This is a genomic window from Sulfitobacter sp. R18_1, assembly GCF_017743915.1.
GTDB classification, from domain to species: Bacteria; Pseudomonadota; Alphaproteobacteria; order Rhodobacterales; family Rhodobacteraceae; genus Sulfitobacter; species Sulfitobacter faviae.
In genome coordinates, this window is sequence record NZ_JAGHRG010000011.1 from 14034 (window position 1) to 35567 (window position 21534).

At 65.3% G+C, this 21534-nt stretch carries 15 protein-coding genes; 4 read left to right on the forward strand and 11 right to left on the reverse strand.

Features of this window, described 5'->3' with window-relative positions:
• The 5 genes from J7392_RS19225 to J7392_RS19245 form a co-directional block, all read right to left on the reverse strand.
• Entirely contained in the window at window positions 1-702 is a 702-nt protein-coding gene (locus J7392_RS19225; protein ID WP_209218975.1) for a 4'-phosphopantetheinyl transferase superfamily protein, read from the reverse strand.
• Window positions 683-5266, reverse strand: a complete 4584-nt coding sequence (locus tag J7392_RS19230; protein WP_209218976.1) for a MupA/Atu3671 family FMN-dependent luciferase-like monooxygenase — start codon at window positions 5264-5266, stop codon at window positions 683-685. Before J7392_RS19230 ends, J7392_RS19225 begins: the two co-directional genes overlap by 20 nt.
• On the reverse strand, window positions 5266-6276 hold the full coding sequence (locus J7392_RS19235) for a glycosyltransferase family 2 protein (RefSeq protein WP_348540714.1): 1011 nt from the start codon (window positions 6274-6276) through the stop codon (window positions 5266-5268). Before J7392_RS19235 ends, J7392_RS19230 begins: the two co-directional genes overlap by 1 nt.
• Window positions 6273-12701, reverse strand: a complete 6429-nt coding sequence (locus J7392_RS19240) for a type I polyketide synthase (protein ID WP_209218977.1) — start codon at window positions 12699-12701, stop codon at window positions 6273-6275. The genes J7392_RS19235 and J7392_RS19240 overlap by 4 nt, the downstream gene beginning before the upstream one ends.
• A 169-nt stretch (window positions 12702-12870) precedes the next feature.
• Window positions 12871-14364 carry a hypothetical protein gene (locus J7392_RS19245; RefSeq protein WP_247744666.1) on the reverse strand — a complete coding sequence of 498 codons (1494 nt, stop codon included), beginning with the start codon at window positions 14362-14364 and terminating at the stop codon, window positions 12871-12873.
• 150 nt (window positions 14365-14514) lie between these two features.
• Here J7392_RS19245 and J7392_RS19250 point away from each other — a divergent pair, with 150 nt between their 5' ends.
• Window positions 14515-15261: a WecB/TagA/CpsF family glycosyltransferase gene (locus J7392_RS19250; protein WP_209218978.1), complete on the forward strand. Its 747-nt coding sequence runs from the start codon at window positions 14515-14517 to the stop codon at window positions 15259-15261.
• Window positions 15262-15264: 3 nt separating this feature from the next.
• On the opposite strand, the gene J7392_RS19255 is transcribed toward J7392_RS19250, so the two are convergent.
• Genes J7392_RS19255 through J7392_RS19270 form a run of 4 tightly spaced genes read right to left on the reverse strand, consistent with a single transcriptional unit; the run spans window position 15265 to window position 18936 of the window.
• Window positions 15265-16197 (reverse strand): glycosyltransferase family A protein, encoded by a 933-nt coding sequence (locus J7392_RS19255; protein WP_209218979.1) that lies wholly within the window; start codon window positions 16195-16197, stop codon window positions 15265-15267.
• Window positions 16194-17285: a glycosyltransferase family 2 protein gene (locus tag J7392_RS19260; RefSeq protein ID WP_348540715.1), complete on the reverse strand. Its 1092-nt coding sequence runs from the start codon at window positions 17283-17285 to the stop codon at window positions 16194-16196. The genes J7392_RS19255 and J7392_RS19260 overlap by 4 nt, the downstream gene beginning before the upstream one ends.
• A gap of 44 nt (window positions 17286-17329) precedes the next feature.
• On the reverse strand, window positions 17330-18355 hold the full coding sequence (locus J7392_RS19265; protein ID WP_209218980.1) for a GGDEF domain-containing protein: 1026 nt from the start codon (window positions 18353-18355) through the stop codon (window positions 17330-17332).
• Window positions 18352-18936, reverse strand: a complete 585-nt coding sequence (locus tag J7392_RS19270; RefSeq protein ID WP_209218981.1) for a heme NO-binding domain-containing protein — start codon at window positions 18934-18936, stop codon at window positions 18352-18354. The genes J7392_RS19265 and J7392_RS19270 overlap by 4 nt, the downstream gene beginning before the upstream one ends.
• A 192-nt stretch (window positions 18937-19128) precedes the next feature.
• Here J7392_RS19270 and J7392_RS19275 point away from each other — a divergent pair, with 192 nt between their 5' ends.
• The 3 genes from J7392_RS19275 to J7392_RS19285 all read left to right on the forward strand — a co-directional run bounded on the left by J7392_RS19275 (window position 19129) and on the right by J7392_RS19285 (window position 20486).
• Window positions 19129-19275 carry a hypothetical protein gene (locus J7392_RS19275; RefSeq protein WP_209218982.1) on the forward strand — a complete coding sequence of 49 codons (147 nt, stop codon included), beginning with the start codon at window positions 19129-19131 and terminating at the stop codon, window positions 19273-19275.
• Between the two features lie 90 nt (window positions 19276-19365).
• Window positions 19366-19965: a DUF998 domain-containing protein gene (locus J7392_RS19280; protein ID WP_209219119.1), complete on the forward strand. Its 600-nt coding sequence runs from the start codon at window positions 19366-19368 to the stop codon at window positions 19963-19965.
• Window positions 19965-20486 carry a YetF domain-containing protein gene (locus J7392_RS19285; RefSeq protein WP_067261620.1) on the forward strand — a complete coding sequence of 174 codons (522 nt, stop codon included), beginning with the start codon at window positions 19965-19967 and terminating at the stop codon, window positions 20484-20486. Before J7392_RS19280 ends, J7392_RS19285 begins: the two co-directional genes overlap by 1 nt.
• Window positions 20487-20493: 7 nt before the next feature.
• On the opposite strand, the gene J7392_RS19290 is transcribed toward J7392_RS19285, so the two are convergent.
• Both J7392_RS19290 and J7392_RS19295 read right to left on the reverse strand, forming a co-directional pair.
• Window positions 20494-21189, reverse strand: a complete 696-nt coding sequence (locus J7392_RS19290; RefSeq protein ID WP_209218983.1) for an HAD family hydrolase — start codon at window positions 21187-21189, stop codon at window positions 20494-20496.
• On the reverse strand, window positions 21180-21464 hold the full coding sequence (locus tag J7392_RS19295) for a DUF3572 domain-containing protein (RefSeq protein ID WP_209218984.1): 285 nt from the start codon (window positions 21462-21464) through the stop codon (window positions 21180-21182). The genes J7392_RS19290 and J7392_RS19295 overlap by 10 nt, the downstream gene beginning before the upstream one ends.
• Between the last annotated feature and the right edge of the window lie 70 nt (window positions 21465-21534).

Genomic DNA, 21534 nt, shown 5'->3' on the forward strand with positions numbered 1-21534 from the left:
TCAAGCTCCTTTGCGATCAATCTGCCCAATCGCCACCCCGCTGACAAGGTGGCCCGCCACCGACGCGATCCGCCCCAGCAGCTTATCGCCGCGGCTAAAGCCTTCTGTGTCTTGGGTAAATCGCGCGTCGAAGGTGGTATTATCGCCAGATAGGGTGACCTCAAGCCGATCAAAGCCAAAAAGCGCCTTGGTCGCTGGGTACTGCGCCTTATAGGCCGCCTCCTTGGCGCAAAAGATACGTTTCGCAGCCGCTAGGTTCGCGCCGCCGAGGCGGGTGATTTCCGCCGGAAGGCAGATTTCGGTGAGCAGGTCTGCGGGCAGCGGGCTGTCGTCTTCGATATCGACGCCGAGGGTCTCAACCTCTGCCCTGCGCGCCAGAACCGCGATGCACCAGTCGTCACAGTGGCTGATGGACCCGGTCAGCCCGGGTGGCCAAATCGGCGCGCGGTCGGCGCTGGCCAGCACCGGTGCGGGCGGATGGCCGAGCGCCTGCATCGCCTCCCGCGCCGCGTGGCGTCCGGCGGTGAATTCGGCGACCCGTTTGGGCTGTGCCCGTGCGATGAAGGCGGCTTCGCCCGCCAGCAAGGGCGGATAGGCTCTGCCGGGGCGGGTCACGGCGACAGCGACCGGCAGATCGAAAAGAGCCTGAACAGCCGCCCTGATCTCGCCCTCCGCCGTCACCTCAACCCCGCCCGCGGCCACGCGCGGCCCGCATGAGGCGACGTTTCGACATGGTCTCGGACCGCGCGGGGGTCTCGGCGGCGGAGGGTGCCTTGAACGGTGCGGCGGTCTTGCCCCCCAGCCCGTCGATATGTGCCGCCAGTCCGGCCAGGGTCGGGAAACGGAAGATATCGGTGATCGACAGAGCGCTGACATCCAAAGCCGCCTTGATGTCGCGATGCGCCTGTACCGCCAGCAGCGAGTGGCCGCCGAGGGCAAAGAAATTATCCTCGCCGCGAATGTCCCCTACCCCCAAAAGCGCGCTCCAGACCTGCGCGATCGCCGCTTGGCTGCCGCCTGCGGGCGTCTCGGCCTGCGGCGCGGCATGGGTCGCCGCGCTTTGTCGGGTCGGGGCGGGCAACGCCTTGCGGTCGATTTTCTTATTCGGCGTCAGTGGCATGGCAGAGAGGGTGACGATGGCCTGCGGCACCATGATATCGGGCAGATGCGCGGCCAATTGCCGCCGCGCGGCGTCGCTATCCACCGTCTTTTCCGCGACCACATAGCCGATCAACTGCGCGCCACCTTGCCCGGTATCCTCGCGCAGCACCGCCACGGCTTGGCGCACGCCCGGCAGCTCGGCGAGACGCGCCTCAACCTCGCCCAGCTCAATCCGATGGCCGCGGATCTTGACCTGTGCATCGGCGCGGCCCTCGAAATGCAGCACGCCCTCGGCGTCCATCCGCACCAGATCTCCCGTGCCGTAAAGGTGGCCCCTGCCGGTGAAAGGATCGTCGATGAAACGCGCCGCTGTCATCTCGGCCCGTCGCCAATAGCCCCGCGTGACGCCATCGCCCCCGATCCATAGCTCCCCCGGTGCACCGATGGGCAGCGGCTGCCGCGCGGGGTCGAGGATATGGACCTGCGTATTGGCGATAGGCCTGCCGATGGGCGCGGTGGTGGCCTCGGCACCGTCGAGCATATGGGTCGTGGACCAGATCGTCGTCTCGGTCGGGCCATACATGTTTCGGATCTGCGCCGGTGTCGCCGCGCGCAGGCCGCGCAGCAGGGTGCCGGGCAGCGCCTCCCCCCCGATCATCAGCGACTTGATCCGCGCCAAAGCGCCGCGCGCCTCGTCGTTCATCACCATCATCTGCGCCATCGAAGGCGTGCATTGCAGATGGGTCACCCCGTGGCGGATGATCTGCGCGGCGATGGAGTGGTCATCCGCCGCCGGTTGCCCGCCCGCATTGGCGCGGCGCAACACCTCGGCCAAGGGCGCAAGCCCCGCCATCACCTTGTCGGTCGGAATGCCATAGTCGATCAGGCAGGCGATCTCATCCACGCCGATGCGCTTGAGCTGCTCGGCCCGCGCCAGACCATCGGCCACGGTGCCGAACATGCCGCTGTCGTTGAAATAGCGTTGAAAGGCAAACTCAAGGATCGCATCCATTTCATCGGGCGAGAGGCCTTCGAGGTCGATCTCAAACGGATTCGTCGTGCCCGCTGGTTTCTTGAAGGCCGGGAAGGCCCAAGCGTATTGTTTGATCAGCCCCGCCGCCGAGCGCAGGTAGTCCTTCATCGGGCCGCGCGCCGTCTTTTCGGCTTCGGCGCGGGTCTGGGCGAGATAGCTGTGCAGCATGACGGTAACCCGATGGTCCGCCGGATCATGACCCGCCGCGCGCAGGGCGTCATGGTAAATCTTGATCTTATCGGCGACCTCTTCCACGGACTGCCCCAGCAGGTGGGTCAGCACATTGGCCCCAATCTCCCCCGCTTCCTGCCAAGTCTGCGGATTGCCCGCCGTGGTCACCCAGATCGGCAGCTTGTCAGAGACGGGGCGCGGCTGGGTCACCACCGCGTGGGGCGTGCCATCGGCGCGGGGGAACTCTACCGCCTCCCCGGCCCAGAGCCTGCGCAGTTGGTCGATGGCGTCATACATCGCGGGCTTGTTTTCGGGCGGCGTATTCTCGGGGCGCAGCACGAAATCGTCGGGCTGCCAACCGCTGGCGATGGCGAGACCGACGCGCCCATTGGTCAGATTGTCGATCACCGCCCATTCCTCGGCAATCCGTGCGGGATGGTGCAGCGGTGCCACGCAAGACCCCGCCCGCACGTCGAGGTTCTGCGTCACCGCCGCCACCGCCGCGCCGGTGACGGAGGGGTTGGGGTAAGGGCCGCCAAAGGCATGAAAGTGCCGCTCGGGCGTCCAGACCGCGTTGAACCCGTGGGCATCGGCAAATTTCGCCCCTTCAAGAAGCAATTCGTATTTCTTGGGGCCGACGCCATCGTCATTGCCCCAATAGAACAGGTTGAAGTCCATCCTGCGGTCGCTCGTGGAAATTGGGCCGTTCGACATGAGCGCCCGGCTGTCATCGCCCGCCAGCACCAGTTTAAACCCCCGCGCGAGGGTCCAGAAAAGCTCCAAGACCGAAATGTCGAAGCTGAGGCTTGTCACGGCGAGCCAGACCGCCCCCGCCTCATGGTCGATCCGGTCGTCCATCCCGGCAAAGAAATTCGCCACATTGCCATGGCTGACCATCACCCCCTTGGGCGTCCCGGTCGAGCCGGAGGTGTAGATCAGATAGGCAAGGTCATCCAGCCCGACGCTGGCGGCAGGGTTCGCCGTCGGTGCCGTGGCAAGGCGCTTGTCGCGGTCGATCTCAACCACCTGCGCGTCATGCGACGGCAGGCTGGCGATGAGGGCCGATTGCGTGACCACGATAGATGCGCCGCTGTCCGAGAGGTAGTGCGTCAGACGATCTGCCGGGTAGGCCGGATCAAGCGGCACATAGGCGGCCCCGGCTTTCAAAATGCCAAGCGTGCCAACCAGCAGGTCCACCCCCCGTGCGACGCAAAGCGCCACCGGCATCCCCGGACCCGCCCCCATATCGCGCAGCAGATGTGCCAATCGGTTGGCGCGGGCGTTCAATGCGCCGTAGCTCAGCGTCTCACCTTCAAAGACCAGCGCGGGCGCGTCGGGGGTGCGCTCCACCTGCGCCTCGAAAGCGGCGTGGATGGTGTGGGGGGCATAGTCGCGCGTTGTCGCGTTGACGCGGGCCAAGATCTGCGCCTCGGTCTCTGGGAGCGTCCAGACGGTGCCGCAATCGCTGGCGTCGGTGATCTTGGCAGAGGCCGCCTCAAGGCGCGCGGCGAGGAGGTTGACCGCGGCGTCGGACAGCCGTGCACCGTCGGCAAGAAGCCGCGCCCCCCGTGGGGTGAGGCAGAGGGTCAGCGCCGCCCCCGCGAGCGGTTCATCATCAAAGGAGATCGCGAACTCCGGGGTTGCAGCCACATCAATCGCCGGATCGCGCAGCAGCAGGTCGCGGGCGAAACCCGCGGCATGCTTCGCGCGGGTGAGTTGGGGGTCCAGCTGAGCCAACAGTTCCGCCACCGGTGTCTCCGCCTCTGCCGTGATGGTGATCGGCAGCCAATCGGCGATGAGCGGTGCTGGCGCGCCTTCACGCCGCAAAGCGATGCCGCCTTCGGTGGCCCCGGCGCTGCGCAGCGCGACGAGGGCTGCGGCGGCGACTTGGTGCAACGGGTCGCTCCCCTGCGGCAAGGTGATCTCTCGCGCCAGCCATGTCTCCGGCGTTTCCGTTGCCGTGGCCAAGGGGACCGGCAGCGCGTCGAAGCCGGTCAGAGCGCGCCGCCAATATGCCTCATCAGCCGGTGCCGGAACCGGGCCTGCCGTTTGGGTCAACATATCCCCGAGGGCGAAAAACTGCGCGGGAGCAACGCTTTCGCCCGCCATATCGCGCAGGTCATGGAGGGCGATATGCGCATCCTGCGCCGCCACAATCACCCGCGCCTCGTCAACCTCGACAACCTCGCCGCGCGTGCCACCCTGCCCCGCCGCGCGTTCCACGCGGGACACGGACAGCACCGCGCCATCCGCGCTCAGAATTTTCGCCGTGGTCAGCGGGTTCCAATAGCTGCCGAAATCAAGGCCAAGGACCAGCGCACCGATCTCCTCCGCCGTTTTGGTAAAATCGATCAGCCCGCCGTTCTCGGGCCGTTTGTCCTTCGCGAAATAGCTGCGCTGGCTCAGGTCTTGGGCGGCGCCTTGCAGGCTGCCGCTTTCCAACTGGGCCAGAACCTCGCCAAAGCTTTCCATCCCAGCGGCGTAGCATTTGGAATTGAGGCTGAAGGCCGTCTCATCGGCTGCGATATCAACCTCGCGCTGCGCCAGCAGGTCGCCGGTATCGACGCCGGTCTCGATCAGATGCCAACTGACCCCATGCCGCGCCTCGCCATTGATGATCGCCCAAGCGGGTGTGTTGAGCCCGGCATAGCGCGGCAGCGGACCATCGTGAAAGTTGACCGCCCCGCGTTTGGGCAGCGCCAGAACCGTGTCGGGGATCAGCCGCAGGTTGGCGATGCTCAACAGCCAGTCGGCGGCCAGCCCCATCGGCAAGAGTTCCTCGGCGTCGCGGCAAAGCGCCAGCCCATGTCCTTCGGCCCAAGCGCGCACCGCGGCGTCGCGGGTGATCACGGCAGCGATCCGGTGCCCGCCCGCCAGCAGCATGTCGCCGCAGGCGATGGTCAGGGATTCGTCGCCCATCAAGAGGGCGGTGAACGGGTCTGTCTTGAAGCTGACGGTCATCAACGGTCCTCCGTGACGGGGCTACGGCTTGGGTCTTGAACGGCGGGGGCCGCGCGCCGCGCGGTGAGCGCATGGGCCGCAAGATCGCGATAGAAACCCGGCGCGTCTTCGGGGCGGCGCCCGGTGAGCAGGCAGCGCAGATGGTGCAACGCGCCCCCGGCAAGCCGGGCGAGCGTGGCCAGTGCGGCATAGGCGCGGCCATGGTTCTTGGCGAAATAGCGGTGGCGGCTGTCGAACCAATAGCGCGGCATGCGCCGCCATTCCTTCATCCCGGTGGAGACTGAGCCGACATGCACGCAACGCGCCTGCGGTACATACCAGCAGTCCCAACCCGCCCGCGCAGCCCGCAGGCAAAGATCGGTTTCCTCATAATAGAGGAAATAGGCTTCGTCGAAGAGGCCGATCTCGGCCAACATCTCCCACCGCATCATGACGCTGGCCCCGGCCACCCAATCGACCTGCGCCGCCTTTTCAGTCAGGGGCGGCGCCACGACCGAGGCAGAGAGCAGCCGCGTCAACGGGCCAAAGCGCGCAGCGGCCTCCAACTCTCCGGCGGCTGAGGGGAAACGAAAGGCCGTCGCATGGGGCAGATCATCCTCCCCGCGCACATGGCTTCCAGCCAAGCCGGCGCGGGGGTGGTTTTGCAGGTGGTCCAAGAGCGCCCCGATACAGCCGCGATCGAGGAAGGCATCCGAGTTCACCACATGCACGAAATCCGGCGCGGACCCGTCGGACATCCCCGCCCGCATGGCCAAGTTGTTGCCCGCGCCAAAGCCGCCGTTGCGGGGCGATGCGATCAGCCGCACCCGGTTGCCCGCGCCCCAGCCCCGCGCGGCGATCTCTTGCGCCAGTAGCGCGGCAGAGCCATCGCCGCTGTCATTGTCGACGATCACCAATTCGGCACCCGCATCAGGCATATCGGCCAAAGCGGCCTCAGCCGCGCGCAGGGTCATCTCTGCGGTGCGGTAATTGAGGATGACGACCAACAGGCGGGGCGGTTGTTGCATCATTCCGCCGCCGTGGCTTGGGTGTGGTCGTGGCCTGCGCCGTCGGGCAGGGCTGCCGCAATCACCTCGGCCAGTTCTTGGGCCAGCACGGTCACATTCGGGGCCAGCACCATGCTGACGTGATCGCCCGGCACTTCGATCACCTGCAAGCGCGGCGCATATTGCCGCCACTGGTTGTCCTCATAGACATATTCTTTTTCCGCGGTGACATATTGCCCGGCAGAAACCGCCCAATGCCGATCGAGCGGGGGGCGGAAAAGTGTCATCGGCCCGTCCCACTGGGGCGTTTCATAGCGCTCCATCGCGCGCAGGAATGCCGCCTGAATGCGCAGACTGTTGAAGGAAACCCCCTCGCCGCTCGTCTCTTGCGGCGCCCGACGCCGCTCACGCTCCCACGCCCAGCGGTTGCGCGCCCATTCCAGCAGATAGGCCGGGCCTTTGCGCTTCAGTTCGGCCAGCTTGATATGCGCCTTGTCGATCTTGCTGAGCGACGGGCGCACGGGCAGCGGCGTGTCGAGCATCGCAAGAACGGCCACCTCCTGCCCCGCGGCCTTCAACTGCTGCGCCATCTCATAGGCCGTGATCCCGCCGCCGGAGTATCCGGCCAGCAAATAAGGCCCTTGGGGCTGTAAGGCGCGGACTTCGGCGATGTAATCCGCCGCGGCGGTCTGCACCACTTCATGGGGGGCCGCGTCTCCGATCAACCCACGGGCCTGCACCCCATAGACCGGGCGCTCACTGCTAAACGGCAAGGCAAGGTGGCGCAGGTTCAGCACATTGCCGAACATCCCCGCGACCACGAACAGCGGTGTCGCGTCTCGCGAGGACTGGTTGAGCGGCACGAGGTAGTCAAAGCGCTGTTGCGAGCCCGCCGCCTCTGTCTCGACCGCCTCCGCCTGCGCCAGATCCCCCCGCTCCGCCGCGATGAGCGCTGCGCATTTGGCGATGGTCGGCGCTTCGAAAAGGACGGAGATCGGGAACTCCACCTTGAACTCACGTTTGACCGCCGCGAAGAGGCGCACCGCGATCAGGGAATGGCCGCCGAGGTCAAAGAAACTATCCTCGACCCCCACGGGGCTAACGCCCAAAAGGTTCGACCAAATCTCGGCCAACCGCTCTTCGATCCCATTGCGCGGGGCCACGAAGGAGCCGTCGAGATCGGGCCGCTCAAAGCTCTGCCCTTGAGCGGCGGCATCGGTCAGCGGCGCATCGGCCTGCGCGATCAGCCCTTGCAAGGGCAGCGAAGAGACCATGACCTGCGGCGCCTCCAGCGCCAGCGCGCGGCGCAGCGCCTCTGGCCCCTCCTGCGCGCGGATGCCTTGGCGCACCAGACGGGCCAGACGCTCCTCGGCGGGGCTGAGGCTCTCACCGCTGTCGGCATCCTCAAAGATCACTTCGCGGGCGTCGGGCGGGGGCACATCGGCAAAGGCCCCTTCGAGCCGCTTCATCGCGAAATCGCGGACCTCGACCAGAACCATGCCCTGCGGATCGGTGATCGTCACGTCGAAACGGGCCAAACCCTCGGCCCCCGTGCCCTCGGCCAGCCGAACATGCGAGCGGACCTCGGCAGGCAGCGGGGCGTGGAGCGTGATCTCCCCATAGGACAGCGGCACCCAGAGGTGGCGCGCGGCATAGCCGGGGATCAGCGCCATGGCCCAGCCGGTGGCGATATCCATCAGACCGGGGTGCATCAGGTAGCCATCGGACAGATCACCCTGTGCGGCCTCGGGCAGGTGCAATGTGGCGATGCCCTCACCCTGCCCGAGGGCGGTGCATTGCAGCACATGCCAGCGCGGGCCGAACTTCAAATGTGCCTCTTGAACAGCGGGCAGATGGCGCCCGGGGGCGGCCTCGGCCACATCCTCGCAACGGGCGGCGATGGCCGCGAGGTCAAGCGGTTCGGCACTGTCGCCCGCCCGAGACAGCCGCGCTTGGACATGCAACTGCCACGCAGGCTTGCCGTTGACCACACAGGCGCTGCGCAACTCGGCGGCAAAGCCCGCGCCCTCAGGCGTCAGGGTGATCTTGATCCGACGCTGCGCCCCATCGGCCAGCGGCAGGGGGCGCAGGAAATAGAGGTCTTGCAGAGTGAAGCCGTCTAGCCCTTGAGCCGCCGCCGCTTCGGCCAATAGCTCGATATAGCCCGTGCCGGGCATGATCGCGCGGCCATCCAAGGTGCGGTGTTGGTCAAGCAGCCAATCCGAGGCTGCAATCTCGGTCGTGAATTCGGGCGCGCCGCTCTCGCCCGACCCAGCGGTTTCCAGCAGCGCCGCCTTGATCGGGCGGGCGGGCAGCGCAACGGCACCGCCGCCGCCAAGGCTTTCTGCCGCCATGCCGACATCGGCCCAAACGCCCCAGTTCACCGCCACCACGCGAGTCTGCGCCGCGCGCCGCGATTGGGCAAAGGCGTTGAGCCAGGCATTGGCCGCCACATAATCCACCTGCCCCGCCGCGCGGGTCGCGGTGGAGGTCGAGGAGAAGAGCACCATGAGGTCGAGCGTGCCATCGGGCAGCAATTGATCCAAGACCCGCAGCCCCTGCACCTTGGGCGCAAGCACCGCGTCGATATTCGCATCCGTCTTGGCCAAAAGCGGCGCGTCGTCCAGCACCCCCGCGGCATGGATCACCCCCGTCAGCCTGCCGTGGCGCGCGGTCAGGTCGTCGATCACCCGGCGCATCTGCGCAAGGTTGGCGACATCCGCGCGGGCCACTTCGACCGCCCCGCCCGACTGCGCCGCCTGTGCCTCAAGTCGCAGGATAGCCCGCAGGCGCCGCGCCGTGGCATCCGCCGGGCGGTGGCTGGCAAGGTAGCTTTCCCATTCATGGCGCATCGGGAGGGCCGCGCGGCTCAGCAGGATCACGCGGGTGCCGGGCGTCTCAAGAATATCCGCCGCGAGGGTCAGGCCGATGCCCCCGAAACCGCCGGTGATGAGGTAGGTGCCCTGCGACTTCCAGCCCGGCAGATCAGCCTCGGGCAGCGCGGCGGCGCGGTAGCCCAACTCATAGCGGCGGCCAGCACGGTGGGCGACTTGGAGGTTGGCGGGGGTCGCCAAAAGCTCTTCGATCAGGTCCGCGGGGTCAATCACCGGCGCGGGCGCCAACGGTTTCGCGAACCACCCGGAAGGCGCGACAGGGGCGGCCTCGGGCAGGTCAATCTGAGTTGCCGTCAGCCCCGGCACCTCGCGCGCCATGACCCCCACGGGGCCGGAGATGAGCGCTTTTTCGGGATAGGCCAGCCCCTCCTTCGCCACCTGCGCGGCACCGGTGGTGAAGACGCTGAGGTGCAGCGGCGCGGGGTTCTCGGCCTCGGCCAAGGACTGCGCCAGCCACGTCAGGCTCCAGAACCCCTGTTCGACATTGCGGTCAAACCGGCTGGAGCCGGGGCGCGGGGCGGCCTGATCATCGGTCGGCCAGAAATGCGCGATCCGGTCGGGCCTCCGCCCATCGGCCTCAAGCGCTGCGATCAACTGGTCATAGCCCGACCGCCCCTGTTCGGCGGCGAGCGTGAAATGATCGGCGCTGACGCGGTCAAAGGCATCCCCCGCCGTGACCTCCACTACGCGGTGCCCTTCGGCCCGCAACCGTGCCGCGGCCTCGGCCCCCAGCCCCGCCGTGTCGGAAAAGACGAGCCAGTTCAGTGGGCCGGAGAGGTCCAAATCCCGTTCGGCATAGCGCGGTTGCCAATGCGGCAGCGCACCCCAGTCGCCGATATCCTCCAGCCGCTGGAGCGGTTGCTCGGCCGGGCGCGCCGCCGCCTCACCCGGCTCGATGAAATAGCGCGCGCGTTGGAATTGATAGGTCGGCAGCACCACACGGTTGCGCCGTGCCTCGCCCCAAATCTGCGCCCAATCGGCCTCGACCCCGCAGGCCCAGAGCCGCCCGATCACCCCGAGGAAATAGGCATCATCCGCGATCTCTTGCTCGGGGTGGCGCAGCGAAGACATCACCTGCCCCGGGGCCACATTAGCGTGCATCTGCGCCAAGGCGGAAAGCGCCTTGCCCGGCCCGACCTCAAGGAAAACCCGCAGCGTATCACTGCTCAGAGTATTGATGCAATCGGCGAAATTCACTGTATGGCGGAGCTGTTCGACCCAATAATCGGGGTCCGTCGCCATCTGCGCCGTGATCACCTCGCCGCTGCGGTTTGACAGGAAGGGCATCTGCGGCGCGCGCAGATCAAGCGTGGCGAGGAAGGCCCGGTATCGGTCAAGGATTGGGTCCAACATCCGCGAGTGGGCGGCGATGTCGATGGCGATGCGCTGATGGTCAAGACCGGCGGCGTCGAGCCGCTCTTGCAGCGCCTCCAGCGCGTCTTCGGGGCCGGAAACGGCGATCAGCTCCGGGCCGTTGACGCTGGCGATATCAAGGGCCTCGCCCAGAAGCGGCGTGATCCGGTCAAGCGGCGCGGCGATGCTGATCATCCCGCCCGATAGCACCTTGTCAAACAACCGCCCGCGCAGCAGCACAAGGTCGATACAGTCTTCAAAACGCATCACCCCGGCAAGACAGGCGGCGACATTCTCGCCCATGGAATGCCCGACCATTGCGGCGGGTTTCACGCCCCAAGACAGCCAAAGCTGCGCCAGCGCATATTCAACGATCATGATCAGCGGCAGTTGCACCGAGGGGCGTTTCAGCTTGGCTTCGGCTGCCGCGCGGCCTTCAGGCTCCGGCAGCCAGATCGCGCGAATGTCGTAGTCGAGTTGCGGGGCCAGATGGGCCAGCCCCCGGTCCATCCATTCGGCAAAGACCGGCTCAGTCTCGTAAAGATCGCGGGCCATATCGGCATATTGCGCGCCGCCGCCGGGGAACATGAAAACGACTTCGGGATCGGGGCCGAGGTGGTCATGGGTAAAGACGCGGCGGCTGTCGCCCGCCTCAAGCAGGGCCGCGGCCTCCGCATGGCTTTCGGCCACCAAGACGCGGCGTTTGTCAAAACCGCGACGGCCCTCTTTCAGGGTGAAGGCCACATCGGCCAAAGGCTGTTCGGGATGGGCGCGCAGATGTGCTGCGAGCGCGGCGCTATTGGCGTCCAAGGCCGCTTTGCTGCGCCCCGAGAGGCAGAGCACATGGAAAGGGAAATCGCTGTCTTCCGAGGCCGCGCGAGCCGGTGCCTCTTCCAAGATCATATGCGCATTGGTGCCGCCCACGCCAAGCGCATTGACCGCGGCGCGGCGCGGGGTGTTTTGCCCGGGCCAGTCATAGAGCCGGTCATTGACGCGGAAGGGCGAGCCCTTAAAAGGGATCGCCGGGTTCGGCGCCTCATAGCCCAGCGAGGGCGGGATCTGCTGGTGGTGCAGCGACAGCGCTGCCTTGGCCAGCCCCGCCACCCCCGCCGCGGTGTCGAGATGGCCAATGTTGGTCTTGACCGATCCGATGCGGCAGAAATCTTCGGCCTGCGTCTCGGCGCGGTAGGCTTGGGTCAGCGCGGCCACCTCGATCGGGTCGCCCAGATAGGTGCCGGTGCCGTGGCATTCGACCATGCCGATGCTCTGCGCCGCCACGCCCGCATCATCCAGCGCGCGGGCGATGGCGGCGGTCTGCCCGTCCACGGAAGGTGCCAGATAGCCCGCCTTTGCCGCCCCGTCGTTGTTCACCGCCGAACCTTTGATGACTGCCCATATGTGGTCACCATCCGCGACAGCATCCTCCAACCGCCGCAACGCCACGGCGCCTGCGCCGGAGCCAAAGACGGTGCCCTGCGCGCGGTGGTCGAAAGCGTGGCATTCGCCATCAGGCGAAAGGATCTCGTTTTCCTTGAACTCATAGCCGCGCCCCTGCGGCAGTTCGATCGTCACCCCGCCGGCCAGCGCCATGTCGATCTCACCCGCGCGCAGCGCCTGCGCGGCGTAGTGGATCGCCACCAGCGAGGTCGAACAGGCGGTTTGCAGGTTGATCGACGGGCCTTTGAGGTCAAGCACATGGCTCACCCGGGTCGACAGGAAATCCTTGTCGTTCCCGGTATGGCGCAGCAGGAACATGCCCACATCGTCGACGAGGTCTGGGTTCGAGCAGATGTTGAAATAGAAATAGCTCCCCATGCCGCAGCCAGCATAGACGCCCACCGGGCCGGAAAGGCGTTCGGGCATATGCCCCGCCTGCTCCATCGCCTCCCAAGCGATCTCAAGAAACTTGCGGTGCTGCGGGTCAAGGATGGCGGCGTCTTTTGGCGAAAAGCCAAAGAACTCCGCATCGAACATGTCAAAGCCGGGCATATCGGCGGTGACGGGCACATAGTTTGGGCGGGCCATCCGCTCGGCGCTTTCTCCGGCGGCGCGCAGCTCTGCCGCGTCGCGGCGCTTGAGCGCGCTCATCCCGTCGCGCAGGTTCGCCCAATAGGCGTCGATCCCTTCGGCGCCGGGCACCGTCACCGACATGCCGACGATCGCGATGTCACCGCGCGAAAGAGTGTTGTCCGTGCTATTCATTGCGACACATGTCCCACCGCCCGCTTGGCCATTGTGCGGCACCCTTGAGGTTCAATTTAAGCTTCGGGTGAAGCATACAACAGGCAAATCTGGCGAAAATGAGCCGATAACGTGCCCTAGGGTCACTTTCGGCCAAAATCACTTCACAGCGCCGTGAATGGGTCGCGGTTTAGAAAACCGTCCGTTTTACGTTCAACGCGGGGGCGTCGATCCTGTTCCGCCCCTTGCGCGCCGCCGCCAACCCTTCGGCATGGCCAAGGATCGCCCCAGCCGTAAGCCAAGTAAGCGGCGTCAGCGTGGCATTAAGCAACATGTCCATCATGGTAATGCCAAGGATCAAAAGCAGCGGTGCGAGCCATGGGGATAGGGCCGCATCGCCCCTCCGGTAGAGGTGCAGCCCCACAAGGATGATCGGCAGCGCCAGAAGGCCCATCTCGCATAGGTAGCCCAGCCAGCCGAAAGTGCCGAAAACGATGATCCAGCGGCCATCGGGGATCGACAGGATATTGCCGTTCGTCGCATCGCGGATCAGGTTGCGCCCCCATCCGCCCCAGCCGAACCACGGTTTCTCGGCGGCCCGCGCCAGCAGTTGCTCTTCGTTCATGAAGCGGTAGCCAAGCGATTGCGCCCGGTCCGCGCTGATCGCCTCGGCCTGTGCAAGGATCGCGTCGAGCGGCACCAGACCGGCGTTGCGCAGCATCGGATAGATCACCGCCACGATGGCAAAGACCACCGCCAGACGGGTCTGCCACCGCGCCGGGGTCAGCAGCACCATCGGCACCAAAAGCAGCGCATAAGCCAGCGAGGCAAGGCTTTTGCACAGCAGCAGAACCAAGGCGAGATAGCCTGCCAGCAAGAGCATCTTCCAACGGTCGATCACCGGGGTCTGCCGCGCCAGCGCCACCGCCGACAGCAGCGCGATACACATAAACAGCGCCAGCCACAGCGCATGGGGCAGGAACACGATGGGGCGAAAGCCCCCATTGCGCATCATCTGTTCAAAGGAGTGCTGGAAGAACCCGTAGATCCATGTGTTGAGCTGCGGTGAGAACCGGATCTCGAACAGCGAAGGCACGGAGTAGATCACCCCGCCAACCATGAAGGCCAAGAGCAATTCCCGCAGCCCCTTTTCATCCGCAAGGAACTGCCGCGCCAGCAGGAAGGGCACCAGCATCAGCACCTGCCCAATCAGCACCGAGCCGATGTCACGGATCGAAAGTCCCGGCAGCGTGTCGACGGGGAAAAGGATCGGCTCAAAGCCGCGGATCGACTGAAACAGGATCGGATCGCCATTGGTCAGCACCGTGGGCACCGCCGAAAAGACCAGCCCCAGTACCAAAAGCCCCGCCAGACGGGAGGCGGGCCAAAGCTGCAGTTTCTCCTGCGTGCCCAGCCAGATGATCAGCAAGACGCTCAGGTTCGGGATCGACACTTTGTCGAGCCCCGGCACCAGCGGCAGGTTGAACTCCGCCAGCGGGGGCAGGAACAGATAGCCGCCAAGGATCGACCAGATCAGCGCCCGCTGGAGCGGCAGGTTGCGAAACAGGGCCAGACAGACGAAGGGCCAGATCAGCAACATCAGATAGGCGACGGGATTTGGCATGACGTCCTTCGCGAAAGCCGCGTCGGGGCGCGGCAGGATGGGGCCGGGCGAAAATACCATCTGGCCCCAGCCCTGTCATCCCGCTAGTTTTGCGGCAGGTTCACTTTGGCGCGGGCGTGTTTGATAGATGGCACATGAAATCAATGGGATAGAGCGCGCAGCTTATGTTCCTTCGCCTGCCAGCGTCGGCGTGACAGCGGAGGGCGCGGCATGAAGTATGGCACGGGCACTGCCGGCGTGGAGGTCAATGTGGCGACGCGGGCCGCATTGTTTCAGGCCCTGCGCGCCCGCTTTGCCACGGATCAGGGATTCGCCCTTGCTACTCTCAACCTCGACCATCTGACCAAATTGCCCCGCGATGCGGGCTTCGCCGCCGCCTATCGCGCGCAGGATTTCATTGTGGCCGATGGCCGCCCCGTGGTCTGGCTCTCGCAACTCGCCAACCAGCCGGTCGAGCTGATGCCCGGCTCCGATCTGATCCTTCCGCTCTGCGAATTGGCCGCCGCGCACTCGCTGCCTGTCGCCTTTTTCGGCAGCGATAAAGACGCGCTGCAAGGGGCCGCAGCGGCCCTGCAGACCCGCCTGCCGAGGTTGGAGATTTGCCATATCGCCGCCCCGCCCATGGGCTTTGACCCCGAAAGTGCCGAGGCGGATACCGCCCTGCGGGAGATCGCCCAAAGCGGCGCGCGCCTTTGTTTTCTGGCCCTCGGCGCGCCCAAGCAAGAGATCCTTGCCGCACGCGGGCGCGGCATCGCGCCGGAGGTTGGCTTTGCCTCGATCGGGGCGGGGTTGGACTTCCTCGCCGGGCGGCAGCGCCGCGCGCCGAAATGGATGCGGATGCTGGCTTTGGAGTGGCTTTGGCGGGCTATGCAAAGCCCGGCGCGGATGGTGCCGCGCTATGCCCGTTGTTTCGCGATCCTGCCGCGATTGACGCTTGCGGCATGGCGCGCGCGCTAGCCCTCAGCGGTATTCGATGATCCGCCCGTCGCGGCGCATGTGGTATTTGAGCACGCCCATAGCTTCGGGAAATTTGCCCAGCAGGGTGAAGAAGCCCCAAGCCACCCCGCCCCGCCGCATCAACCGCAACAGTTGCAGCGGATAGAACAGAGCCAGCCCAAGCCCAGCCCAAGGGAGCATCAGCGCCAAGAGCAGGATCACGGCGGGTAGAAGCGCTCCCCAAAGCAGCGCGCGGCGCGTTTCGGCCACCCAATGCCGATCCGGCCCGCGGCCATGCAGCGCGGCTCCTTCGGCAAAGGCATGGCCCGCCCGCAGGCTGCGCCGCCACCACTGACCGACCTTAGTGATCTGCGCGTCATGCCATGTCATCTCGGCGTCGAGCCGCCATATCTGCCAGCCCGCGCGGCGCAACCTTTGGCAAAGCTCCGGCTCTTCCCCGGCGATCATCTCGGCCCGGTAGCCGCCCACAGCGCGCAGCGCGTCCATGCGCATCAGCACGTCACCGCCACAGGCAAGCGCCTCGCCCACGGGCGTATCCCACTCGCGGTCGATCAGCCTGTTGTAGACAGAGGCCTCGGGGTTTTCCTCACGCCGCCTGCCGCAGACCACGGCGACCTGCGGATGAGCGCTCAGATGGGCCTCCGCCACCGCCAGCCAACCGTCTCGCAGGATGCAATCCCCGTCGAGGAACTGCACCAGCGTGATCCCCTCACCCAATGCCGCCATGCCCGCATTGCGCGCCCGCGCGGCGGTGAAGGGCTGCTGCATGTCAAGCTCGACCACCTCGGCCCCCAGCCCCCGCGCCATGGCGACCGAGCCATCGGTCGAGCCGCTGTCGACATAGACGATCTGCGCCACCTGCCCTGCCAGTCCTTGCAAGGACCGCTCCAACCGCGCGCCCTCATTCCGGCCGATGACGACGGCACCGATGCTCATGCGGCATGCTCTTCACGCCAAGCGACGACATGGGCGCTATAGGCCTCCGACGGGACCAGAAAGCCCGCACGATAGAGAAGTTCGACCCGGTTCCAGCGCCGCGCATCCAATGAGAAGAGCGAGACATCAGGGTTCTGACCGATCACCGCCATCCGCCGCGCGTCTTCGCCATGAGACAGGTTGCCCGCGTCCAGCGTCTCGGCATCCCGCGCGGCGGCGTCATTGGCGAATTTATAGTGTTTGATCACCGCCGTCATACCCGCCACCCGCACCCCCGAAGAGAGATGCGGATGCGGCGCGGGCGTGACCTCTGGCCCATTGAAAATCAGCGGATGTTTCGTCAGGCAGCAGTCTTCGCCAAAGACCTTGCCACGCACGCCGCCGAAGGCGAATTTCACTGCGTCGTTGGAAAGTTCGTTGTCGGCCAGCAGGGCGGAAAACGGAATCTCCGGGCTGTGGTAATCGATTTTGCGCACCGCGCTGATGTCGTAATACAGGAAGGATTGCAGCGCCTGTTTGTAGGGCATCCCCGCCGCCGCCGCGAGGCTGGTTTTGGGAAACATCTCAAGCATCTGCGCGGCCAAGGCGGTATAGCCTTGTCGGTCGAGATAGGCGGTCAGCCCCTTGATGCCGATCTGGCTGCGCCCTTCGAAATCGAAAATCTCGTCCATATCGGCATAGAGACACCAGCGGTCCTTGCCATAGGTCTGCGCGGGGTGTTGGCGGATCAGGTCTTCGTATTCGGCCAACGGCAGAGTGCAACGGTCGATCACCGTGCCCTTTTGGGCCTTGATCCGGGCGATGGTGTCATCGCGTGAGCCGTTGTCGATAAAGACGAAATGCTGCACGCCCATCGCGCGGTAATGGCGAAAGAAAGCGTCGAGGTAATAGCTGCCGTCGCGCACAAGGGCGATCAGCACCACCTCGCCCGGGGCGGTGTCGAGTTTGCTCGGCCCATGCAAATGCTGCAAGGAGGCGGCAAAGCGCGCGCGGCGGCGGGTGTTGTGCAGGCGTTGGCGCAGGCGGCGGAACAGATGCAGGGGCGATTTCATGCCCTTGTGATACGCCAGCCGATCTGCGCGGTCCACTGCCCCCGTGCCCTTCCGACCTGCCCCGGACTGCCCCCGAGCAATTAGCCGCCGCCCTTTTCTGCAGGCGCGGCGACCATCCCGCCCCCCGCGCGCAGGGTGGGGTCAAAGAAGGTATGCCGCGCCCGGCCTGCGTGTTTCGAGGCATAGAGCGCGGCATCGGCATTGGCCAAGACCACGTCGCGCGATCTTCGGTCCCCCCGCTGAATCCAGACCGTGCCGATGCTGGCCGAGACTTTGCAGACCTCGCCCTTGAAATGAATGGGCTCTTCCAGCCGGTCGATGATCCGCTGGCCGATCCCGCGCAGGATGCCCTCGCTGCGCACATCGGGCAGAACCACGGTGAACTCATCCCCGCCCAAACGCACCACCATGTCAGAGCTGCGCGTCTCTTGCTGCATGATGTGGGCGACGACTTGCAGCACATGATCGCCCGCCGCATGGCCCAAACGGTCATTCACCGCTTTGAAGTAGTCGAGATCGACATGCATCACGGCAAACCCCTCACCGGCAGAGATCAACCGCTCCAGCACCGCGTTGAGCGCGCGCCGGTTTTTCAGCCCCGTCAGCGTATCGGTAAAGGCCTGTTCCTCCGCCGCGATCCGCGCCTCTTGCAGACGCAGGTTCAAACGGCGCGAGGCTTCCATCGCGGCGGATTTCGCCTCCATCAAGTAAAGCATCTCGATCGCCAGATCGGTGGCGGCGAAATCCGCATTGGTCAGCGCATAGTCCTGCACCCCGTCGAAAATCGAAATCCCGAAAGAGAGGTTCACGATCAACCGCCGATCCCCCAGCGGCACCAGCAGGCCCTTCAACTCGGTCCGCGGCGCGTCGCGAAAAGCGAGGTGCAGCTTGACCCCGGCGGCCCGGCGCAGGTCTTCCATCCCCGCTATGCCACGGGGCCGTTTGACGGTGACCGTATCCAGAAACCGCCGCCCTGCCAGCGGCGCCTGCGGGCGCAGTTTCTGGATCGTGGGCCCAGCGTGACGGATCCTGCCGCTGGCCGAGAGCAGCAAATGCATCGGGCAGAGCTTGTCCAGAACCGCCGGATCGTGGCCTGCGCCACTCATGCCCGCGCCCCAAGCTCAAACCGGCGCCCTTCCGAGAATTCGGCCTCGACCAGAATGATCTTCAATGCCTCGACGCCTTCGGATCGCCCGCAATGCTCCAGCAGCACCAGCGCGCCATAGTCATCGGCCATGGCCCGCAGAACCCCCATCATCAGATAGCCGTAGCCCACGATCGGCGCCTCACAGATCAGGGAATACTGGCCATCGGGGTCTTCGCGCAGTTCGACCGGGGGCAGATGCAGTTCCGACAGGGCAAGGCGGGTCCGGTCCGGCAGATCGTCGAGCGATTGCAGGAAATCGCTGAAGCTGACCCCGCCGAACCGCAGCAAACGCCGCACGGCCTCATAGCCCGGCTGCGCCACGAGGAAGGTGCCGACATCCTCCATCACCTCGGCCCGGGGCCGGTCCAGCACGGCACAAACCGCTTCGAGCACCGCCGGGGTGACGTGATCCGGATAGGTCAGCATCGCCTCGAATTCGGTGAAATCCAACCCGGCCCGCGCGGCCACATCGGCCCAGAGCCTCTGCCCGTAGTTCGCGCAAAAGTAGTTTTGGATGCTGCGGTTGATAAGCCCGTGCATGATTGCCTCATTCCCATTTTCCCAACCCCAGATTGCGGGGGCAGTGGTTAAGATTGACCTGATGAATACAGTTGTCGGGAAATTGCCTTGGGCGCGCGCCCTGCTGCAGGCGGAACCGCCGCCATATGCTGGGCGTTCGGTAAAGGAAGAAGAGGCGATGCCCCGTCTCTCCCCAGCCTGAGGAGACTTTTCATGAGCGATGTTCCCAAACACCCCAAGGACGAGAACAAGACACCGCCCAAGAAACCTCAAGAAGACCTGCACCGCCCTGAGGCCACATTGGACGAAGCCCCCGCCGGCAGCCCCAACGCCGAAGAACGCTCACGGCTTTCGGATTGATACTTTGGGTCCGACCAAGGCGGCCAAGAAGGGTTACGCAACATGAACAATGACGTCACAGCACCCCGGCAGCACAGCGCGCCGGGGTTTATGGTCTGTCTGGGTTGGGTGGCCATCCTTGGCTGTGTGATATTCGCCGTATCGATCCTGATCGCGGATTTCGTCGTGCCGGATCACGATTGGATCGCCGATACGATCAGCGATCTGGGCGCGGGGCGGTATGAGTTCATTGTCGACATCGGCATCTATGCCTTCTCCGCCGCGCTCATCGCCTGCGCCCTGCTTTGCGCCCATGTGCATTTCGGCGACCGCTGGTGGAGCATCGCCACCATCGGGCTCGCCCTGCTGGGGCTCATCGTCTTTCTGGTGGGCGCGCGCAACGAATACGGAGACCGCGATTCCGACGGTGTGGTGATCCATATCTATCTGGTCTACGCGCTCGGCCTGATCATGCTCACCGTGCCTTGGCTGCTGTCGAGAGGCTTCGCCGATATATCAAGTTTTCTTGCCAAATCGCTCAAGGTGATCTCGCTCCTCTGGCTGGTCTCTGCCCCGCCATTCTTTTTTCTGCCCACCGGGATCGATGGCGTCTATGAGCGCTATCTGGGCCTGATTGCCATGGCGATGGTGGTGCTTCTGGGGCGGTTCTTTATCCAACGGGGCCGGGCATTGGATGGGGGGCATGGCTGATGTTCTTTGATCACCTCCCGTTGGATATCCTCGCCCGGGCGCTGTTGCTTTCGGCCATTGCGCTGACTTGGGTGATCATCGTGGTCCGGGTCATCGGGCTGCGCACCTTCTCAAAGATGACCGCTTTTGACTTTGTCGCCACGGTCGCCACCGGCTCGCTGCTCGCGGGCGCCTGTCAGGCCACCACTTGGCCGGAGTTCGCCCAGCCGACCTTGGCCATCTCCGCCCTGCTCGGCGCGCAATTCGTCATCGCGAAGATACGGCAGGCTTCCGACAGCTTTGAGCAGGCCGTGCAGAACGAACCCGTGATCCTGATGCGGGAGGGTGAGATCTTCGATGCCGCCCTCAGCGAGACCCGCGTCGCGCGCGCCGATCTGATCGCCAAGTTGCGAGAGGCCAATGCACTGCGCTTCTCGGATGTGCGCGCGGTGGTCTTGGAGACCACGGGCGATATCTCGGTCCTGCATGGCGATACCCTTGAAGAGGGGCTGCTCGAAGGCGCGCGCATGGTCGAAAAATAAAGCGCCCTCAGGCCAAGCGCTGCGCCAAATGGCCGATATCCGGCAAGACCAGATCGGCGTATGGGGCGAGGTCTTCCGCCGTGGCGGGGCCGGTCAGCACCGCGACCCTCAGCATCCCCGCCACCCGCGCGGCCTCCAGATCGTGAACACTGTCCCCGATCATCGCGACAGAGGCGGCCGGAAGGTTCACATGGGCGGCAAAGGCGTGCAACTGCCCCGGCGAAGGTTTGCCCCCATGGCCGCTGTCAAATCCTGCGATAAAGTCGAACATATCGACCACCCCCGCCGCCAGCAGATGGGCCCGCGCGGGGTGTTCGGCATCGTTCGTCGCCACGCCAAGGCGCAGACCCCGGTCGCGGAGCCCTTGCAAAAACGGTCTTAGCGGCACCGCCTCGCGCTGTGGCGCGGCGCTGGCTTCGGCATTGATGATGTCCAACAGGTCCGCTGGCAGGCGGTCAGGAAAATGCGGGGCCAAGGCATCGACCACCTGCTGCGGCGTGCCAGCGATGGCGATGCTGTCCGGCGCGAAACGGCGCGTGGCGAGGTCAAAGCCAATGCCCGCGCCCACCCGTGCCGCCAGCCCGCGATCCCCCTCGCAGACCCGCAGCAAGAAGGCCTCGGCCCAAGGCTCCCAAGTCGCGGCGAAGTCGAAAAGCGTGCCATCCTTGTCGAACAGCAGCGCTTTAACATTTCTTAAGTCCAATGCACCTGCTCCCCCCCGGGCAATGCCGCGCGGGCCTGCATGATCCGCTCATAGGGGATTTCCAGATGGTCGCAAAACCCGATCACCCACGCGTCATCCATCATCAGGAAATCCAGCACCGCGCCCAGAAAAATAGGGTCGCTGGCCTGTGTTTTGAGGTCCGCCTCGGAGGCACCGGTGCTGCCCAGAAACACCGGCAACAGATCATCATTCGCCGCCAGCCAGCCCAGCGCCTGAAGCGCCAAAGTCTCAGCGGTGTCTTGGGTATAGGACATTGGAAAACCGTCTTTTGCTGAAGGTTGGAAACCCTTTGTTAACCATTAGGGGGCAAAGACTCTCGCATCA